This is a genomic window from Winogradskya consettensis, assembly GCF_018332715.1.
Classification (GTDB): domain Bacteria; phylum Actinomycetota; class Actinomycetes; order Mycobacteriales; family Micromonosporaceae; genus Actinoplanes; species Actinoplanes consettensis.
In genome coordinates, this window is sequence record NZ_BOQP01000016.1 from 183823 (window position 1) to 199047 (window position 15225).

14 protein-coding genes and 1 pseudogene are annotated in these 15225 nt (G+C 67.9%); 8 read left to right on the forward strand and 7 right to left on the reverse strand.

Annotated features, from left to right (window positions below; translation table 11 throughout):
- Positions 1 to 76: 76 nt before the first annotated feature.
- Positions 77 to 427, reverse strand: a complete 351-nt coding sequence (locus Aco04nite_RS16615; RefSeq protein WP_212998115.1) for a MerR family transcriptional regulator — start codon at positions 425 to 427, stop codon at positions 77 to 79.
- A gap of 52 nt (positions 428 to 479) precedes the next feature.
- On the opposite strand from Aco04nite_RS16615, the gene Aco04nite_RS16620 reads away from it, so the two are divergent.
- Positions 480 to 1739 carry an MFS transporter gene (locus Aco04nite_RS16620; RefSeq protein ID WP_212998116.1) on the forward strand — a complete coding sequence of 420 codons (1260 nt, stop codon included), beginning with the start codon at positions 480 to 482 and terminating at the stop codon, positions 1737 to 1739.
- A 51-nt stretch (positions 1740 to 1790) separates the two neighbouring features.
- The gene (locus tag Aco04nite_RS16625; RefSeq protein ID WP_212998117.1) at positions 1791 to 2507 is read left to right on the forward strand and encodes a mycothiol-dependent nitroreductase Rv2466c family protein; all 717 of its coding nucleotides are present in this window, start codon (positions 1791 to 1793) and stop codon (positions 2505 to 2507) included.
- 5 nt (positions 2508 to 2512) lie between these two features.
- Here the strand turns inward: Aco04nite_RS16625 and Aco04nite_RS16630 are convergent, their stop codons facing one another.
- Positions 2513 to 3073, reverse strand: coding sequence for a TetR/AcrR family transcriptional regulator (locus Aco04nite_RS16630; protein WP_212998118.1), 561 nt, complete (start codon positions 3071 to 3073; stop codon positions 2513 to 2515).
- Between the two features lie 107 nt (positions 3074 to 3180).
- Between Aco04nite_RS16630 and Aco04nite_RS16635 the strand changes: the two genes are divergently transcribed.
- Positions 3181 to 4050, forward strand: a complete 870-nt coding sequence (locus tag Aco04nite_RS16635; RefSeq protein WP_244876047.1) for an alpha/beta fold hydrolase — start codon at positions 3181 to 3183, stop codon at positions 4048 to 4050.
- A 48-nt stretch (positions 4051 to 4098) separates the two neighbouring features.
- Here Aco04nite_RS16635 and Aco04nite_RS16640 read toward each other — a convergent pair whose 3' ends face one another.
- From Aco04nite_RS16640 to Aco04nite_RS16650, 3 genes are all read right to left on the reverse strand, one after another.
- A complete protein-coding gene (locus Aco04nite_RS16640; RefSeq protein WP_212998120.1) occupies positions 4099 to 4548 on the reverse strand; it encodes a hypothetical protein in 450 nt (149 codons plus the stop codon).
- Positions 4548 to 6470 (reverse strand): serine/threonine protein kinase, encoded by a 1923-nt coding sequence (locus tag Aco04nite_RS49605; RefSeq protein ID WP_280519348.1) that lies wholly within the window; start codon positions 6468 to 6470, stop codon positions 4548 to 4550. The genes Aco04nite_RS16640 and Aco04nite_RS49605 overlap by 1 nt, the downstream gene beginning before the upstream one ends.
- 113 nt (positions 6471 to 6583) lie before the next feature.
- Entirely contained in the window at positions 6584 to 8488 is a 1905-nt protein-coding gene (locus Aco04nite_RS16650; RefSeq protein ID WP_212998122.1) for a potassium transporter Kup, read from the reverse strand.
- Between the two features lie 115 nt (positions 8489 to 8603).
- Between Aco04nite_RS16650 and Aco04nite_RS16655 the strand changes: the two genes are divergently transcribed.
- From Aco04nite_RS16655 to Aco04nite_RS16675, 5 genes are all read left to right on the forward strand, one after another.
- A complete protein-coding gene (locus tag Aco04nite_RS16655; protein ID WP_212998123.1) occupies positions 8604 to 9623 on the forward strand; it encodes an ABC transporter ATP-binding protein in 1020 nt (339 codons plus the stop codon).
- On the forward strand, positions 9613 to 10812 hold the full coding sequence (locus tag Aco04nite_RS16660; RefSeq protein ID WP_212998124.1) for an ABC transporter substrate-binding protein: 1200 nt from the start codon (positions 9613 to 9615) through the stop codon (positions 10810 to 10812). Before Aco04nite_RS16655 ends, Aco04nite_RS16660 begins: the two co-directional genes overlap by 11 nt.
- A gap of 2 nt (positions 10813 to 10814) precedes the next feature.
- Positions 10815 to 11651, forward strand: coding sequence for an ABC transporter permease (locus Aco04nite_RS16665; protein WP_212998125.1), 837 nt, complete (start codon positions 10815 to 10817; stop codon positions 11649 to 11651).
- Positions 11648 to 12466 carry an ABC transporter permease gene (locus Aco04nite_RS16670; protein WP_212998126.1) on the forward strand — a complete coding sequence of 273 codons (819 nt, stop codon included), beginning with the start codon at positions 11648 to 11650 and terminating at the stop codon, positions 12464 to 12466. The genes Aco04nite_RS16665 and Aco04nite_RS16670 overlap by 4 nt, the downstream gene beginning before the upstream one ends.
- 448 nt (positions 12467 to 12914) lie before the next feature.
- Positions 12915 to 14339 (forward strand): tetratricopeptide repeat protein, encoded by a 1425-nt coding sequence (locus Aco04nite_RS16675; RefSeq protein ID WP_212998127.1) that lies wholly within the window; start codon positions 12915 to 12917, stop codon positions 14337 to 14339.
- On the opposite strand, the gene Aco04nite_RS16680 is transcribed toward Aco04nite_RS16675, so the two are convergent.
- Both Aco04nite_RS16680 and Aco04nite_RS48845 read right to left on the reverse strand, forming a co-directional pair.
- Complete coding sequence (locus tag Aco04nite_RS16680; protein WP_212998128.1) at positions 14288 to 14857, reverse strand: ATP-dependent Clp protease proteolytic subunit; 570 nt, start codon at positions 14855 to 14857, stop codon at positions 14288 to 14290. The genes Aco04nite_RS16675 and Aco04nite_RS16680 overlap by 52 nt on opposite strands.
- 145 nt (positions 14858 to 15002) lie before the next feature.
- Positions 15003 to 15210 (reverse strand): annotated as a pseudogene (locus tag Aco04nite_RS48845) (helix-turn-helix domain-containing protein); the annotation flags it as partial.
- Positions 15211 to 15225: the final 15 nt, after the last annotated feature.

Sequence of the window (15225 nt, forward strand, 5' to 3'; positions counted from 1 at the left end):
CCCGGGACGCCCAGGAAGTTGCAGGCAACCCTCAGGTGGTGACCTGGATCACACTGTCAGGGGTCGCTGCTACGGCCTACCTGGTGACGGCGTCCAGGTAGGCGTCAATGGCCTGCAGATTCCTCGTCAGGCTGTCGAGACGCTCCGCCATGCGGTCGCGTTCCTGCCGGACCCGGTTCACGAAGTCCGGCGCGGGGTACTGCGAGCTCGCCGCCTCGGCCAGGCAGGGCAGCACGTCCCTGATGATCTCCGTCGTCAGTCCCGCACTGAGCAGACTGCGGATCTGCCCGACCCGCACGACCAGGGACTCGTCGTAGGCGCGATACCCGTTCTCCTCGCGCCCCGGGGTGAGCAGGCCCTGCTCCTCGTAGTAACGCAGGAGCCGGGGCGATACGTCAGCCCGCTCTGACAGTTCCTTGATTCTCATCGAGACCTCCCTCACAAGCCGTTTGCCCTCACATAGATGTGAAGGTTAGAGCATGGCCGAGCCGCCGCGATCGTGGCGGCTCGCCCAGCAGATGAGGTACAAATCCGTGTCCACCACACATCTCGACGCTCCGCCCGCACTGTCCGCGGAACGTCTGCCACTCCCGTCCCTGCTGGCGCTCTTCACTGCCGGGCTGATCACCACCCTGACCGAGGCGTTGCCGGCAGGGGTGTTGCCCCGGATGAGTCAGGCGCTCGGTGTCTCGGAATCCGTCGCCGGCCAGACGGTCACGATCTACGCGGTGGGAACCCTGCTGACCGCTGTCCCCGTCGCGCTCGCCACAGCGACCTGGCCACGACGTCATCTGCTCCTGGCCGCGCTGGCAGGGTTCGTGATCGCCAACCTCGTCACCGCCGTCTCCCTCAGCTTCGCTGTCACGATGGCGGCCCGGTTCGTCGCGGGGGCCGCGTCCGGGGTTGTCTGGAGCCTGCTCGGTGGGTACGCGGCACGGCTCGTCGGTCCCGCGCTCCAGGGGCGGGCGATGGCGTTCGCCTTTGCCGGCACCCCGGTGGCCCTGTCCCTCGGCGTGCCGATCGGCTCGTACCTCGGCGAGGCGGTCGGGTGGCAGCTCACCTTCGGCTTCGCCTCGGCGCTGACCGGCCTGCTGATCGTCTGGACCGCCTGGAAGCTGCCCAACCTCCCCGGCCGGAAGGCTGAGGACCGGATTCCGTTGCACAGGATCCTCAGACTTCGGGGCATCCGTACGGTCCTCGCGGTGACAGGCGCATTCGTACTCGCACACACCGTCCTGTACACGTACATCGCTCCGATTCTCGCCGGCGCCGGTCTGCCGGATCACGTCCAGTGGATCCTTCTCGACTTCGGCATCGCCTCGATCATCAGCATCTGGCTCACGGGTGTGTTCGTCGATCGCCACCACCGCCGGCTCGTTGTTGTCAGCACCGGGCTGTTCGCCGCGGCCTCGGTGGTCCTTGCTGTGGCCGGCTCGAGCGTCGTGGCCGGCTACATCACGGTCGCGGCCTGGGGACTCGCGTTCGGCGGGGCGGCCACCCTGCTGCAGTCGGCGTTGATGAGGGCGGCCGGAGAGCACGCCGACGTGGCCCAGTCGTCGATGGTGACCACCTGGAACCTGGGGATCGGCCTCGGCGGCCTCGTCGGCGGCGCACTCCTGGCCGGCTTCGGCCCGAGCTCGCTCGTCATCGCGGCGGTCGTGCTCACGGTCCCGACCGTGCTCGTGGTCGTCCTCGCCCGGCAGCATGCCTTTCCGGGCCGGCAGCAGGCCGGCAGTTGAAGATCTCGGCAGCAGGCCAGTAGTTGACGATTGAGTGGAAGGGTTACCCGCATGGCTGACATCAATTTCTACTTCGATCCGATCTGCCCGTTCGCGTGGATGACGAGCAAGTGGATCCGGATCGTGCAGGCCCACCGCGACTACACCGTGGACTGGCGGTTCATCTCGTTGCGACTGATCAACTCGCACCTCGACTACGACAGTCACTTCCCGCCGGAGTACGAGGCTCAGCACACCGCCGGGCTGCGGCTGCTACGCGTTGCCTCGGCGGTGCGGGAGAAGCGCGGCCGTGAGGCGATCGGGCCGCTGTACGCCGCGTACGGTGCCCGCATCCTGGAGACCGGCCCCGACGAGAGCCGGAAGCCCGGCTGGCAGGGCACTGCGGAACTCGCCGCCGCCGCGCTCGCCGAGGCCGGCCTGCCCACATCTCTGGCCGGGTTCCTCGCCGACACGTCCCGGGACGCCGAGATCCAGGCGGAGTCGGACGAGGCGCTGTCGCTGACGGGCAAGGACGTGGGTACGCCGATCGTGCACTTCGAGCCGCCCGCCGGTGTCGCGTTCTTCGGCCCGGTGATCAGCCGGCTGCCCGACGAGAAGCAGGCCGCGGAGTTGTGGGATCACGTCGTCGGCCTCGCCCGGTTCCCCGGGTTCGCCGAGCTCAAGCGGAGCCTGCGCGAGCAGCCGCAGCTGCCGTCGTTCGGCGTCGCGGCGCAGGAGCCGGGCAAGGTCGAGGACTGGCACGCCGGCAGCCGGCGTCTCAAGAAGTAGACCCGTCAGCCCTTCGCCACCAGGAGCGCGAGAGCACCGGCGGTCGCCTCGTCCGCTGACGCCTGCCGTCCGGTTGCTCGCGCGACGACGAACGCACCCTCGACGACGGCCAGCAGGGCGGCGGCCGTCTTCGCGGGATCCAGCCCCGGCGGCAGGGAGCCGTCGTCCAGGGCCTCGCGAACCACATCGGTGAGGAGGCCGGCCAGCTCGGTGAACGCGGAGCCCAGCGCTTCCCGGAGGTCGGTCTCGGCGAGGATCCCGGCGTCGTACGCGAATCCGCCGATCTGGCATCCGCCGAGCGCGTCGCCGGCCGAGGCGAGAAAGGCTGCCAGCCGGTCCCGGCCGGTCGGCAGTCCTTGCATGGCCGCGCGTACGGAAGCGACGAGGTCCCGTCCGTTCTCGGCGATGACCTCCTGGGCGAGACCGGGCTTCGTCGGGAAGTGGTGATAGAAGCTGCCCTGCCCGACGCCGGAGTCCGCCATCACCTGCTTCGGGCTCGTCGTCGAGTAGCCGTGGTGCCAGAAGAGCCGCTTGGCCGAGTCGATGATCCGCCGCCTGTTGTCCATGAGACGAGCCTAACAGCCCTCCATACCTAGAAGTAGGGTTGCCGCCATACCTAGAAGTATGTATGGTCATTCTCGTCCGACCCGCTCGCCGGAAAAGGAGCACCACCATGACCGCCGTCGTGCATTACAAAACCGAAGACCTCGACGGATTCGAGATGTTCTACCGGGAAGCCGGCCCCGCCGACGCGCCCGTCGTGCTTCTGCTGCACGGCTTTCCGACCTCGTCGCACATGTTCCGAGACCTGATTCCGTACCTCGCGGACCGCTTCCACGTCATCGCCCCGGACCTGCCCGGCTACGGCGGAAGCGCCACCCCCGACCGGGCGGAGTTCTCCTACACGTTCGACAACGCGGCGGCGTACGTGCAGAAGCTTCTGACCAAGCTCGGCGTGACCAGGTACGCCGTCAACGTCTTCGACTACGGCGCACCCACCGCGTGGCGGCTCGCCCTGGCCGACCCGGACGCGATCACCGCGCTCATCGTGCAGAACGGCAACGCCTACGACGAGGGCCTGGACAACGACTTCTGGGCGCCGATCAAGCGCTACTGGGCCGACAACAGCCCCGGGAACCGTGACGCCCTGCGCGGACTGGTCACCCTGGACACCACGAAGTTCCAGTACACCGATGGGATGGCCCACGCCTCCCGCATCTCACCCGACAACTGGATCGTCGACCAGGCCCTGCTCGACCGTCCCGGCAACGACGAGATCCAGCTCGACTACTTCCTCGACTACGGCACGAACCCGGCGCTCTACCCGCCGGTCCAGCAGTGGCTGCGCGACCACCAGCCCCCGACGCTGATCGTGTGGGGCGCCAACGACGTCATCTTCCCGGCCGCGGGCGCCCACCCCTACAAGCGCGACCTCGAGGACGTCGAGTTCCACCTCTTCGACAGCGGTCACTTCCTTCTCGAGGACCGCGCCGACGAGGTCTTCCCGCTCATCCACGACTTCCTGACCCGCAAGCTCGGCTGACCGATCGGGTCGTGGCCCGGTCGCGGTCGGGCCACGACCCGTTGGCTGTCAGCCAGGGTTGATCCCGAGCGCTGCGACCAGCTCGCGCAGCGTCTCCTCGGCGAACGTGTTGTGCGCTGTGAGCAGAGCACGGATGGCCTCCGGGTCGGGGATGAGACCCGCCTCGGCCGCCCACGCGAGGGCCTGCATGAGCACCTCATCCGCGCTCTCCTCCAGCTCCGGCGCTCCGAACTCCGCGGCCGTGTCCGGATGCAGATAGGTGTGCCACCCGCTGCCGGACGGGCTCAGCGCCTCGACGTCGGCAACGTCGCTGTCCATCACGTACGCCGAGAGCGCCGGCCTCCCCGACTCCTCGACCAGCGCGGCCAGGGCACCGCGCGCATCACCGTCGAGCTGCGCCCACCGCCAGCCGTTGCCCAGGTCGATCTCGTGCAGCAGATTCGCGCCCTCGAACGGCTTCCCGGTGCGAGCGACCAGGATCCGGCCCGTGTATCCCATCAGTGATTCCATTTCTGGTTCGAATTCCCGGAGCATTCCCACACCTGAGCCACGACCCCGTTCGACGCGTCGCTGTCGGGCACGTCGACGCAGGCGATGTCCTTGAGGCTCACCAGATCGTACGATTCGTTGTAGTTGAAGCGTTGCGCCGAGGAGCCACTGCAGGTGGCTCCGCGCAGCCGGGCGCCGTCCCCACTGCCCGTGACCTGGACGCAGAGCCCCAGCACCCGCAGGGTGTCGTCACCGGGAAGGTCGAACTTCTGTGCGTCCCGGCCGTCGCACTGCCACAACACGATGGCCTTGCTGGTGGTGTTCAGCTGCAGGCACGTGCCGGTGCCCATGTTGCTCATGGTCGTGCCGACCGCGATGCTCTTCGTGCTGGTCGCTCCCGGCGCTGCGGCGGTCGGCTTCGTCGTGGTCGTGACCGATGTGGAGCCGGTCGCGGGGCTGGACGCCGAGCCACCTTTGTTCGGCCGCGACGGTGTGGCACTGCGCGACCGGTGCGCGGTCGAGGCCGGCTTCCCGCTGCCCGGTGCCGGGGAACTCCCCGCGGGACCCGGAGTCTCCTGCGTCGCGCCGGGCAGTGCCGCGGGCGGGGTCTCGCCCGCCTCGGCGGTGGAGAACAACGGCCGCGCGGCGATTCCACCGCCCACCAGCAGGACTACCACCGCAGCCGCCGACCACCAGATCGGGCGCATCCGCTTCGACCGCGCCACCGATGCAGCTGCGGGAGTCGTCGCACCCGCGGTCGCCGGCACACCGTGTGGTGTCGACGCCGTGGGCCGGTCGCCCGGGTTCGGGTGCGCACGCACGTCGATGCCCGCGATGCCGTCGAGCGTGCCCGCTCCTGTGGGCGCGGCATGTACCACCGGCGCGGCGGGCCCGGCAGACGCGGCGGACGCGGCGGGCCCGGCAGACGCGGCAGACGCGGCAGGCGCGGCGGGCGAGGCGAGCGCGAGGTGTGCGGCGGGCGACGCGGGCGTGGGGTGTGCCGTCGGCCGGGCGGGCGTGGCGGGTGCGCCCGGGCCGGTGGACGGGGTGGGGGCCGGGCCGTTCGGGGCCAGGGCGGCGAGGCGGTCCAGGTCGGAGGGGGTCGGGGCGAGGACGGCGAGGGGGTCGGGCTCGGAGGCGGCGGCTGTTCGCAGGAGGGATTCGGCGGTGGGGGCGTCGGCTCGGTGGGCCGGGTCCTTCTGCAGGAGGCCGGCCAGGGCGGGGTAGAGCGCGCCGGCGCGCTCCGGGGGTTTGGGTAGCTCGGTGGCCAGGGCGGCGAGGGTGGCGATGGGGGAGGAGCGTTCGTAGGGGGTGCGGCCCTCGACGGCGTAGTAGAGGGTGGCGCCGAGGGACCACAGGTCGCTGGCGGGGCCGACCTCGCCGTCGAGGGCTCGTTCGGGGGCGAGGTAGGACGGGGAGCCGAGCAGGACACCGGTGCGGGTCATGGCGCTGTCGCCGGCGGCCACGGCGAGGCCGAAGTCGGTGAGGACGACGCGGCCGTCGGTGGCGAGCAGGACGTTGGCCGGTTTGACGTCGCGGTGCAGGATGCCGGCGCGGTGGGCGGCTCGCAGGCCGTTGAGGATGCCGAGGCCGATGCGGGCGGCTTTCGCGGGCGGCATGGGGCCCTCGTCACGCAGGACCTGGTGCATCGAGCGGGACTCGACGAGCTCCATCACGATCCACGGGCTGTCCTGCTCGTGGACGACGTCGAAGATGCGGATCACGTTGGGGTGGTCGAACTGGGCGACCGCGCGGGCCTCCCGGATCGCGCGTTCGCGGAGCTCGATGATCTCGCCGTGGGTGAGGCCGGCCGGCAGGAGGAGCTGTTTGAGCGCGACCTCGCGGTGCAGCAACTCGTCGTGGGCGGCCCAGACCCGGCCCATGCCACCCTCGCCGAGGATGCGCACGAGACGGTAACGGGCTGCGACCATTGTAGATTCGGTGTCCGGCACCGCGGCAGATTACCGGCAACCCGGGACGTCCCGAGGACGGATCTCCCCGTGTGTCGCATGGCAGACACGATGTATCTCGCGCACGAAGGCTGTCAGACCTCGATGTGTGAGCCCATGATCACCGTGCGGTCGCGGGGGAGTCCGAAGTACTCCGCGGCGTCGGCGGTGATGTAGGACGTCGCGACGAAGAGGTGTTTGCGCCAGGGTGCCATCGTCGGGGCCGTGCCGATCCGGAGCTCGATCTTCGACAGGAAGTACGAGGCCTGGTCGAGCTGCAGGTGACCCTCGGTGATCGCGGGCTCGAGCTGCCGCAGCACGCCGGGCACGTCGGGGGTCTCCATGTAGCCGAAGCGGGCTATGACGTGGATGATGCCGTCGTCGCCGTAGCCGAGGTCGTCGGCGACGATCCGTTCGTCCGAAGGGACGCGGGGCACGGGTTCGGTGGTGAGCGTCATGATGACGACGTTCTCGTGGCGGACGTGGTTGTGCTCGACGTTGGCGCGCATCGCCAGGGGTGCCGTCTGCTTGCCGCGGTTGAGGAACACCGCTGTGCCGCGTACCCGCTGGATCTGGGATCGGGGGTCTCTGAGCTCGTCGATGAACTCGCGCAGTGAGCCTTCCTGACGGTCGCGCTCGGCCGTGACGATCTTGCGGCCGCGCTGCCAGGTGGTCATGAGGGTGAACGCGGTGAGGCCGATCAGCAGCGGCAGCCAGGCGCCGTGGGCCAGTTTGGTGAGGTTGGCGGCGACGAAGAGCAGGTCGACCGCGAGCAGGACGGTGGCGCCGCTGACGATGAGCCACAGCGGTGCGCCCCATTTGCCGCGGGCGACGTAGAAGAAGACCAGGGTGGTGATGGTGATCGTGCCGGTCACGGCCATGCCGAACGCGAAGGCCAGGGCCGCCGAGCTGCGGAACGCGAAGACCAGCGTGAGGACCGAGACCATCAGGAGCCAGTTGATCCACGGTACGTAGATCTGCCCGACCGAGGATTCCGATGTGTGCACGACCCGCAGCCGGGGCAGGTAACCGAGCTGCGCCGCCTGCGACGCGACCGAGTAGGCCCCTGTGATCACGGCCTGCGAGGCGATCACCGTGGCCGCGGTGGCGAGCACCACCATCGGCAGCCGTCCCCAGCTCGGCAGGAGCAGGAAGAACGGGCTGCGGATGTTCGCCGGGTCGTCGAGGATCAATGCCCCCTGGCCCAGGTAGCTGACAGTGGACGCGGGAAGGACGAGGAACAACCAGCCCCGCGCGATCGCGCGGCGGCCGAAATGGCCCATGTCGGCATAGATGGCCTCGGCGCCCGTGACCGCCAGCACGATCGCGGCGAGGGCGAAGAAGGCGATGTGGAAGTGGCCGATGAGGAAGCCCACCGCGTACGTCGGCGAGAGGGCTCTGAGGATCGCGGGGTGTCCGGCGATGCCGATCGCACCGAACGTGGCGATCGCCCCGAACCAGAGGATCATGATCGGGCCGAAGATGCGCCCGACAGCGGCCGTGCCCCGGCGCTGGACCAGGAAGAGCACGACGATGATCACGGCGGTGATCGGCACGACCAGGCTACCCAGGGAGGGCTCGACGACCTTGATCCCCTCGATCGCGGAGAGCACCGAGATCGCCGGGGTGATCATGCTGTCGCCGAAGAACAGCGAGGCGCCGAAGATGCCGACCGCGGCGAGCACGCCGGCCGCCTTGTGGCCGCGCTGCGCACCCCAGCGGCGCAGCAGTGCGATGAGTGCCATGATGCCGCCCTCGCCGTCGTTGTCGACGCGCATGGCGAGCAGCACGTACGTCACCGTGACGATGATCATGACGGACCAGAACATCAGCGAGACGACCCCGAAGACGTTGCTGTCGCTGACCGGCACGGGGTGCGGGTCGTCCGGGCTGAACACGGTCTGCAGCGTGTAGATCGGGCTGGTGCCGATGTCCCCGAACACCACGCCCAGCGCGCCCACCACCACGGCCAGCCGGACGGAATCATGCGAAGTCGTCACGGTGAAACGATAAAGGTCAACTCAGGCGCAAGAGGGCGATGCCGGAATCCGCCCCAATATAAAGATCCAGCGGTAACCGTGCGGGGTGATTACCGAGATCCGCTACAACAGGCCCATGACCGTCGAGCTGAGCGGGTTGCGCAAGACCTTCGGCGCCGTCACGGCGGTCGACGGGATCGACCTGCGGATCGGCGACGGCGAGTTCTTCTCGATGCTGGGCCCGTCCGGCTCGGGCAAGACCACCGTGCTGCGGCTGATCGCCGGGTTCGAGCTGCCCACCGCGGGCACCGTGGCGCTGGACGGCCGTGACGTCACCCGGCTGGCGCCGTTCGAGCGCGACGTCAACACCGTCTTCCAGGACTACGCGCTGTTCCCGCATCTCAGCGTGCAGGAGAACGTCGAGTACGGGCTGAAGGTGCGCAAGGTCGCGAAACGTGAACGCCGTGAGCGCGCCCGGGAGGCCCTCGCCAAGGTGCGGCTCGAGGGCTTCGGCGCGCGTAAACCGTCGGCGATGTCCGGCGGTCAGCGCCAGCGGGTCGCCCTGGCCCGGGCGCTGGTCAACCGGCCGAAGGTGCTGCTGCTCGACGAGCCCCTCGGCGCGCTCGACCGCAAGCTGCGCGAGCAGATGCAGGTGGAACTCAAGGCGATCCAGCGCGACGCCGGCATCACGTTCGTCTTCGTCACGCACGACCAGGACGAGGCGCTGACGATGAGCGACCGGGTGGCGGTCTTCGACGGGGGCCGCATCGTGCAGGTCGGCACCCCGGAGTCGGTCTACGAGCGCCCGGCGAGCGCGTTCGTGGCGGACTTCGTCGGATCGTCCAACGTGTTCTCCGGGGAGACCGCAAGGACCCTCTTCAGGAAGGAGGGCACCTTTTCCGTACGCCCGGAGAAGATCGCGATCACCGACGAGCCGGCAGCCGCGCCGGGCACTGTGGCCGAGGTCATCTACGCCGGGCCGGTCACCCGCTACGTGGTCGACCTGGACGCCGGCGCCCGGGTGGTCGTGGTCGAGCAGAACAGCCGCACCCCGCGCGCGCTCGCCGGGCTGCGCGGTCAGCGGGTCCGGCTCGGCTGGCACGAGGAGCACGTCATCCCACTCCCCTCCGGAAAGGACAGCGCGCATGCGAGCTGACAGCAGGTGGACGACGGCGGTTCTGGTGGCGGGGGTGCTCACGCTCGCCGCGTGCGGTGGCGGTGACGAGGGCGGCGGATCCGGCCCGGGCGGCCTGTCCGTGCCCAGAATCGAGAAACTGGCAGCGCTCGGCGCGGGGGAGGGCGAGGTCAACATCGTCTCCTGGGCCGGATACGTCGAGGACGGCTCGACCGACAAGACGGTCGACTGGGTCAGCCCGTTCGAGTCGGAGACCGGTTGCAAGGTCAACAACAAGGTGGCCGCGACCTCCGACGAGATGGTCACCCTCATGAAGACCGGAGAGTACGACGTGGTGTCGGCGTCCGGCGACGCGTCGCTGCGGCTGATCTACGGCGGCGACGTGGCTCCCGTGAACACCGGCCTGATCGCGAATTACAAGGACATCTTCGACGGGCTCAAGGACAAGCCGTGGAACGCCGTCAACGGGGTTGCGTACGGCGTCCCGCACGGCCGCGGCGCGAACGTCCTGATGTACCGCACCGACATCGTCAAGCCCGCACCGACGTCGTGGGGCGCCGTCTTCGACCCGGACTCGCCGTTCAAGGGCAGGATCACCGCGTACGACTCGCCGATCTACATCGCCGACGCCGCGCTCTACCTCATGAAGAGCAAGCCGGATCTGGGCATCAAGAACCCGTACGCGCTCGACGACACCCAGTTCGACGCCGCCGTCGCGCTGTTGAAGGAGCAGAACAAGGCGATCGGGGAGTACTGGGCGGACTACACGAAGGAGGTGCAGGCGTTCAAGGCCGGCAACTCCGTGCTCGGCACGTCGTGGCAGGTGATCGTCAACCTCGCGAAGGCCGACAGGGCGCCGGTCGAGGCGGTGCTGCCCAGCGAGGGAGCCACCGGCTGGTCGGACACCTGGATGATCGCGGCGAAGGCGGCACACCCGAACTGCGGCTACCTCTGGATGAACCACATCGTGTCGCCCAGGGCCAACGCCGCGGTCGCCGAATGGTTCGGGGAGGCACCCGCCAACAAGCTGTCCTGCGCGCAGACCGTCGACAAGAACCACTGCACCACGTTCCACGCCGACGACGAGTCCTACTTCGACCAGGTCTGGTACTGGACCACCCCGCTCGCGCAGTGCGTCGACGGGCGTACCGACGTCACGTGCAAGGACTACGCGGCGTGGACGCAGGCGTGGACGGCGATCAAGGGGTGAGCATGCACCGCCATCCCCGGTGGCAACTCGCGGCGCTGCTGACCGCCCCGGTGCTGTGGCTCGTTGTCGCGTATCTCGGCGCTCTGGGCGTACTCATGGTGTCCGCGTTCTGGACCGTCAACGGGTTCACCGGGGGCATCGTCCGGGAATTCTCGCTCGCCAACTTCCGGACGATCCTCGGCGAGGAGGTCTACCGCACGGTCACGCTGCGGTCGGTGGGGGTGGCGGCCGCGGTGACGGTGATCTGCGTCGTGGTCGCCGTACCCATGGCGTTCTACATGGCCAAGGTCGCCTCCGCCCGGGCGCGGCCCTGGCTGGTCATCGCGGTGCTCACGCCGTTGTGGGCGAGTTACCTCGTCAAGGCGTACGCGTGGCGGGTCCTGCTCGGCAACGGCGGCCCGATCGACTCGCTGCTCGGGGGCCCCGGCCGCGGCCCCGGATATGGACTGACCGCGACGGTGATCGTGCTGGCGTACCTGTGGCTGCCGTACATGATCCTGCCGATCCATGCCGGCCTGGACCGCCTGCCGGACTCGCTGCTGGAGGCCTCGGCCGACCTCGGCGCCCGCGCCGGTCACACCCTGCGCCGGATCGTCCTGCCGCTGCTCGTCCCGCCCGTGGCCGCCGGATCGATCTTCACGTTCTCGCTCTCGCTGGGCGACTACATCACCGTCCAGATCGTCGGCGGCAAGACCCAACTGATCGGCAACCTGGTGTACGCGAACATCGGCGCGGCCGGCAACCTCCCGTTCGCCGCCGCCCTCGCCACGATCCCCGTCCTCATCATGGTCATCTACCTGATCGCCGTCCGCCGCTCGGGCGCTCTGGAGGAGCTGTGACGTTGTCACCCGCGGCGCGCTGGGCGTTGCGCGCCGCCATGGCCCTCGGCCTGACCTTCATCTACGTGCCGCTGCTGCTGGTCCTGGTCAATTCCTTCAACGGCGACCGTACGTTCGCCTGGCCCCCGCACGACCTCACCACCCGCTGGTGGGCGGCGGCCTGGGCCAGCGACGGCGCCCGCCAGGCCCTGCTCACCTCCGTGCAGGCCGCCCTCGGGGCCACCGCCACCGCCCTGCTGCTCGGCACACTGGTCGCCTTCGCCGTGCACCGCTTCGCGTTCTTCGGCCGCGACACCCTGTCCCTGCTGATCGTCCTGCCGATCGCCCTGCCCGGCATCGTCACCGGCATCGCCCTGGACAGCGCGTGGCGCTCGGTCATGGGCGAGCTCGGCATCGGCAAGGGCCTGCTCTCCGTCGTGGTCGGTCACGCCACGTTCTGCGTGGTCACCGTCTACAACAACGTGCTCGCCCGGCTGCGCCGCACCGGCACGAGCCTGGAGGAGGCCTCCGCCGACCTGGGAGCAGGGCCGTGGCAGACCTTCCGCTACGTGACGTTCCCGCTGATCCGCTCGGCCCTGCTCGCCGGTGGCCTGCTGGCCTTCGCGCTCTCCTTCGACGAGATCATCGTGACCACGTTCACCGCCGGCCCAGGCCTCACCACCCTGCCCCTCTGGATCTTCACCAACCTCTTCCGCCCCAACCAGGCCCCGGTGGTGAACGTCGTCGCGGCCGTCCTGATCCTGCTCTCGGTCCTGCCGGTCTGGGTCGCGCAGCGCTTCGGCAGTCCCACCCAGGATGCGAACATCACCGACTGACCATGTTCGATCTTGTCAACTCTGGTCAAGATCCGTATTGGACGCTCGCAGTAGACGATGTCGATGCCGCACTGTGGAGTTGTTCAAGTGCTCCATCGGCAGTCCTGTATCAGGGAGACAGCATCATGCGTTTTGCGGCCATATCTATCTTCGTAACCGTTGTCACTTGGCTGATTTTCACGGCGGTGGTTCTGTTCTTCGCACTGACCTACGTCTGGTCACGACACGATGGACACCGTCAGCGAGCACATGAAATGGTGTCCCTACTCCTTCGTCGTGATCTGCCGTTGTTGACCAGTCGACGCCATGTCCCGGAGGGGCGGTCTGACAGGTCCGCGCGTCGCAAGGAGAGGCGCGTGAAGTCAGACGGCGCGCGCACTCGCGGTCGTTCGTTGCGAAGAGAGCGGGCGGCGATGGAGGGGCGTTCATACCAGGATCGGAGACGTGGATGACCGCGGAAGGACGTCTGTACGAGGCTATTCGTGAGGCTCACCTGGCAGCCAGTGCCCCGAGCAGCCGGACGATCGCACGCAAGATCGAGCGGCGGGACTCTCTGACCGGCTTTGACCTGCGTGCCATGAGCGAGTTCAAAGCCTTGAGCCACACCACGGTCAATGATGTCATCCGGGGCCGACGAATTCCCAAACTCGAGACCTTGCTCCTGGTCGTCGATGCGCTCAACGGCGACAGAGAGCATTTCAAGCGGCTATGGCAGGACGCACAACCTCGCGATGATGGTCTTCCCCGTGCTACGGGTTCGCGCACCGCAGAGCCTGCTGTCTCGTTTCTGAGTTCGAAGTATGTCAACACGCATCACGAAGTCGCCGAGGCCATGTTCAAGGAGGGTTCCTACGAGGACGCCGAGCGCCAGCTCGACCTCGTGACAGCTGCGGCGCGACACAACAAGGCTCGTGCGCTGTACACACGGGGGTGTTGGGCGCTGGCCGAGGCCCTCTACCGAGAAGTATTGCAAAGCCGGCGCCATCTGCTCGGCGACGAAGACGAGGAGACTCTCGCTACCCGGAACAACCTTGCACTGGTTCTGTTCGACCAAGGCAAGGTTGACGAAGCCCAACCCGAGCATGATGCCGTCTACATGGCTTTCAAAAATCTGTATGGCGAAAATCATGAGACAACCCTTGGCTGCCGGTACAACCGGGCGCGGATTCTCCACCGCCGAGGACGACTAGCTGACGCCGAAGCCGAATTCCGGGCCGTACTGGTGCTTCTTCGCACGACGTCCGACCGTCTCATGTTTCTCGTCGTCCAGAACAATCTTGGCAGGGTGCTCTACGACCGGGGAGACGTGCGGGGTGCTCGTGCGGAATATGAGGCCGTGCTGAGCGCGCAGCGGAAGCTCCTTCGTGAGGATCACCCTGATCTGCTGCGCACTCGGCACAACATTGGTCTGGTGCTACGCGAAGAGGGCAAAAGAGAAGAGGCGGAACGCGAGTTCAAAGACGTCTTGAAGCTGCAGCGGCAGGTGTTGGGAGAGCGTCATGCCCACGTCTTCGACACTCGCCACCACCTCGCTCTTCTCGAATTCGATCGTCGCCGGTTCGGCCTGGCCGAAGAGGGGTTTCGCCGGGTGATCAACGATCAAGGTGAACTGCTCGGCGCCGCACACCCGGACACGCTGCGAACCCGACGCAACCACGCCCTGGCCGTGCGTGATCTAGGTGACTTGGTGGCGGCGGTCCATGAGCTTCGTACGGTCCTCGAACTTCAGCAGAAAACATTGGGATTTGACCATGACGAGACGTCACAGACTCGCCGCAATCTCGCCGATCTGAAGGCCGATTATATTCTTGACACCATCGATCACACCGGGATCGGCGCTGCCTCGGTGATGACCTCGTCGATGAGGCCGTAGTCCCGGGCCTGCTCGGCGGTGAACCAGCGGTCGCGGTCGGAGTCCTCGGCGATCTGCGCGACCGGGCGGCCGCTGTGCTGCGCGATCAGCTCGTGCATCTGACGCTTGGTGAACAACATGTTCTCCGCCTGGATCATGATGTCGGCGCTCGTCCCGCCGATGCCGCCGGACGCCTGGTGCATCATCACCCGCGAGTGCGGCAGCGCATACCGCTTGCCGGCCGTGCCCGACGTGAGCAGGAACTGCCCCATCGAGGCAGCCAGGCCGATCCCGATCGTCGCCACGTCGTTCGGGATGAACCGCATCGTGTCGTAGACGGCCATACCCGCGCTCACCGATCCGCCCGGCGAGTTGATGTAGAGCTGGATGTCGCGCTCGGGGTCCGCCGCGGACAGCAGCAACAGCTGCGCGCAGACCGTGTTGGCGCTCTCGTCGTTCACCTCGGTGCCGAGGAAGACGATGCGCTGCTTCAGTAGCTCCTCGAAGAGCTGGAAACCGTGGGGCTCAGAGTTCGGCATAGGGCCAGTTTCGGCGTACGCATGCCGCGATTGATACTTTCTCTGCTGGCGGCAGATCGGCCCATAGCAGATCTGCTCAGAGCGTATCTGCCCTGAGCAGAGCCGATGGGCTTGGCCGTTTTCGTGCTCAGCAGTTCGAGCCGCACGTCTTCCAGCAGGTCAACCAGGTCTATGCCCAGCGCACGGCAGATTCCGGCCAGGATCTCCGACGAGGCCTCCTTGCGGCCCCGCTCGATCTCCGACAGGTACGGCATGGACACCCCGGCATCATCCGCGACGTGCTGCAACGTGCGGCCCTGCCGTTGGCGAAGGCGCCGCAACACTGTCCCGATGGCCGTCCTCAGCAGCGACATACCCCCGATCATAAG

Bases quoted from the DNA above. Each gene is read 5' to 3' on its own strand.
- Aco04nite_RS16665 (WP_212998125.1), top strand. From the start codon at position 10,815: ATGCACCGCCATCCCCGGTGGCAACTCGCGGCGCTGCTGACCGCCCCG.
- Aco04nite_RS16655 (WP_212998123.1), top strand. From the start codon at position 8,604: ATGACCGTCGAGCTGAGCGGGTTGCGCAAGACCTTCGGCGCCGTCACG.
- Aco04nite_RS49605 (WP_280519348.1), bottom strand. From the start codon at position 6,470: ATGGTCGCAGCCCGTTACCGTCTCGTGCGCATCCTCGGCGAGGGTGGC.
- Aco04nite_RS16635 (WP_244876047.1), top strand. From the start codon at position 3,181: ATGACCGCCGTCGTGCATTACAAAACCGAAGACCTCGACGGATTCGAG.
- Aco04nite_RS16660 (WP_212998124.1), top strand. From the start codon at position 9,613: ATGCGAGCTGACAGCAGGTGGACGACGGCGGTTCTGGTGGCGGGGGTG.
- Aco04nite_RS16615 (WP_212998115.1), bottom strand. From the start codon at position 427: ATGAGAATCAAGGAACTGTCAGAGCGGGCTGACGTATCGCCCCGGCTC.
- Aco04nite_RS16625 (WP_212998117.1), top strand. From the start codon at position 1,791: ATGGCTGACATCAATTTCTACTTCGATCCGATCTGCCCGTTCGCGTGG.
- Aco04nite_RS16675 (WP_212998127.1), top strand. From the start codon at position 12,915: ATGACCGCGGAAGGACGTCTGTACGAGGCTATTCGTGAGGCTCACCTG.
- Aco04nite_RS16630 (WP_212998118.1), bottom strand. From the start codon at position 3,073: ATGGACAACAGGCGGCGGATCATCGACTCGGCCAAGCGGCTCTTCTGG.
- Aco04nite_RS16680 (WP_212998128.1), bottom strand. From the start codon at position 14,857: ATGCCGAACTCTGAGCCCCACGGTTTCCAGCTCTTCGAGGAGCTACTG.
- Aco04nite_RS16620 (WP_212998116.1), top strand. From the start codon at position 480: ATGGCCGAGCCGCCGCGATCGTGGCGGCTCGCCCAGCAGATGAGGTAC.
- Aco04nite_RS16640 (WP_212998120.1), bottom strand. From the start codon at position 4,548: ATGGGATACACGGGCCGGATCCTGGTCGCTCGCACCGGGAAGCCGTTC.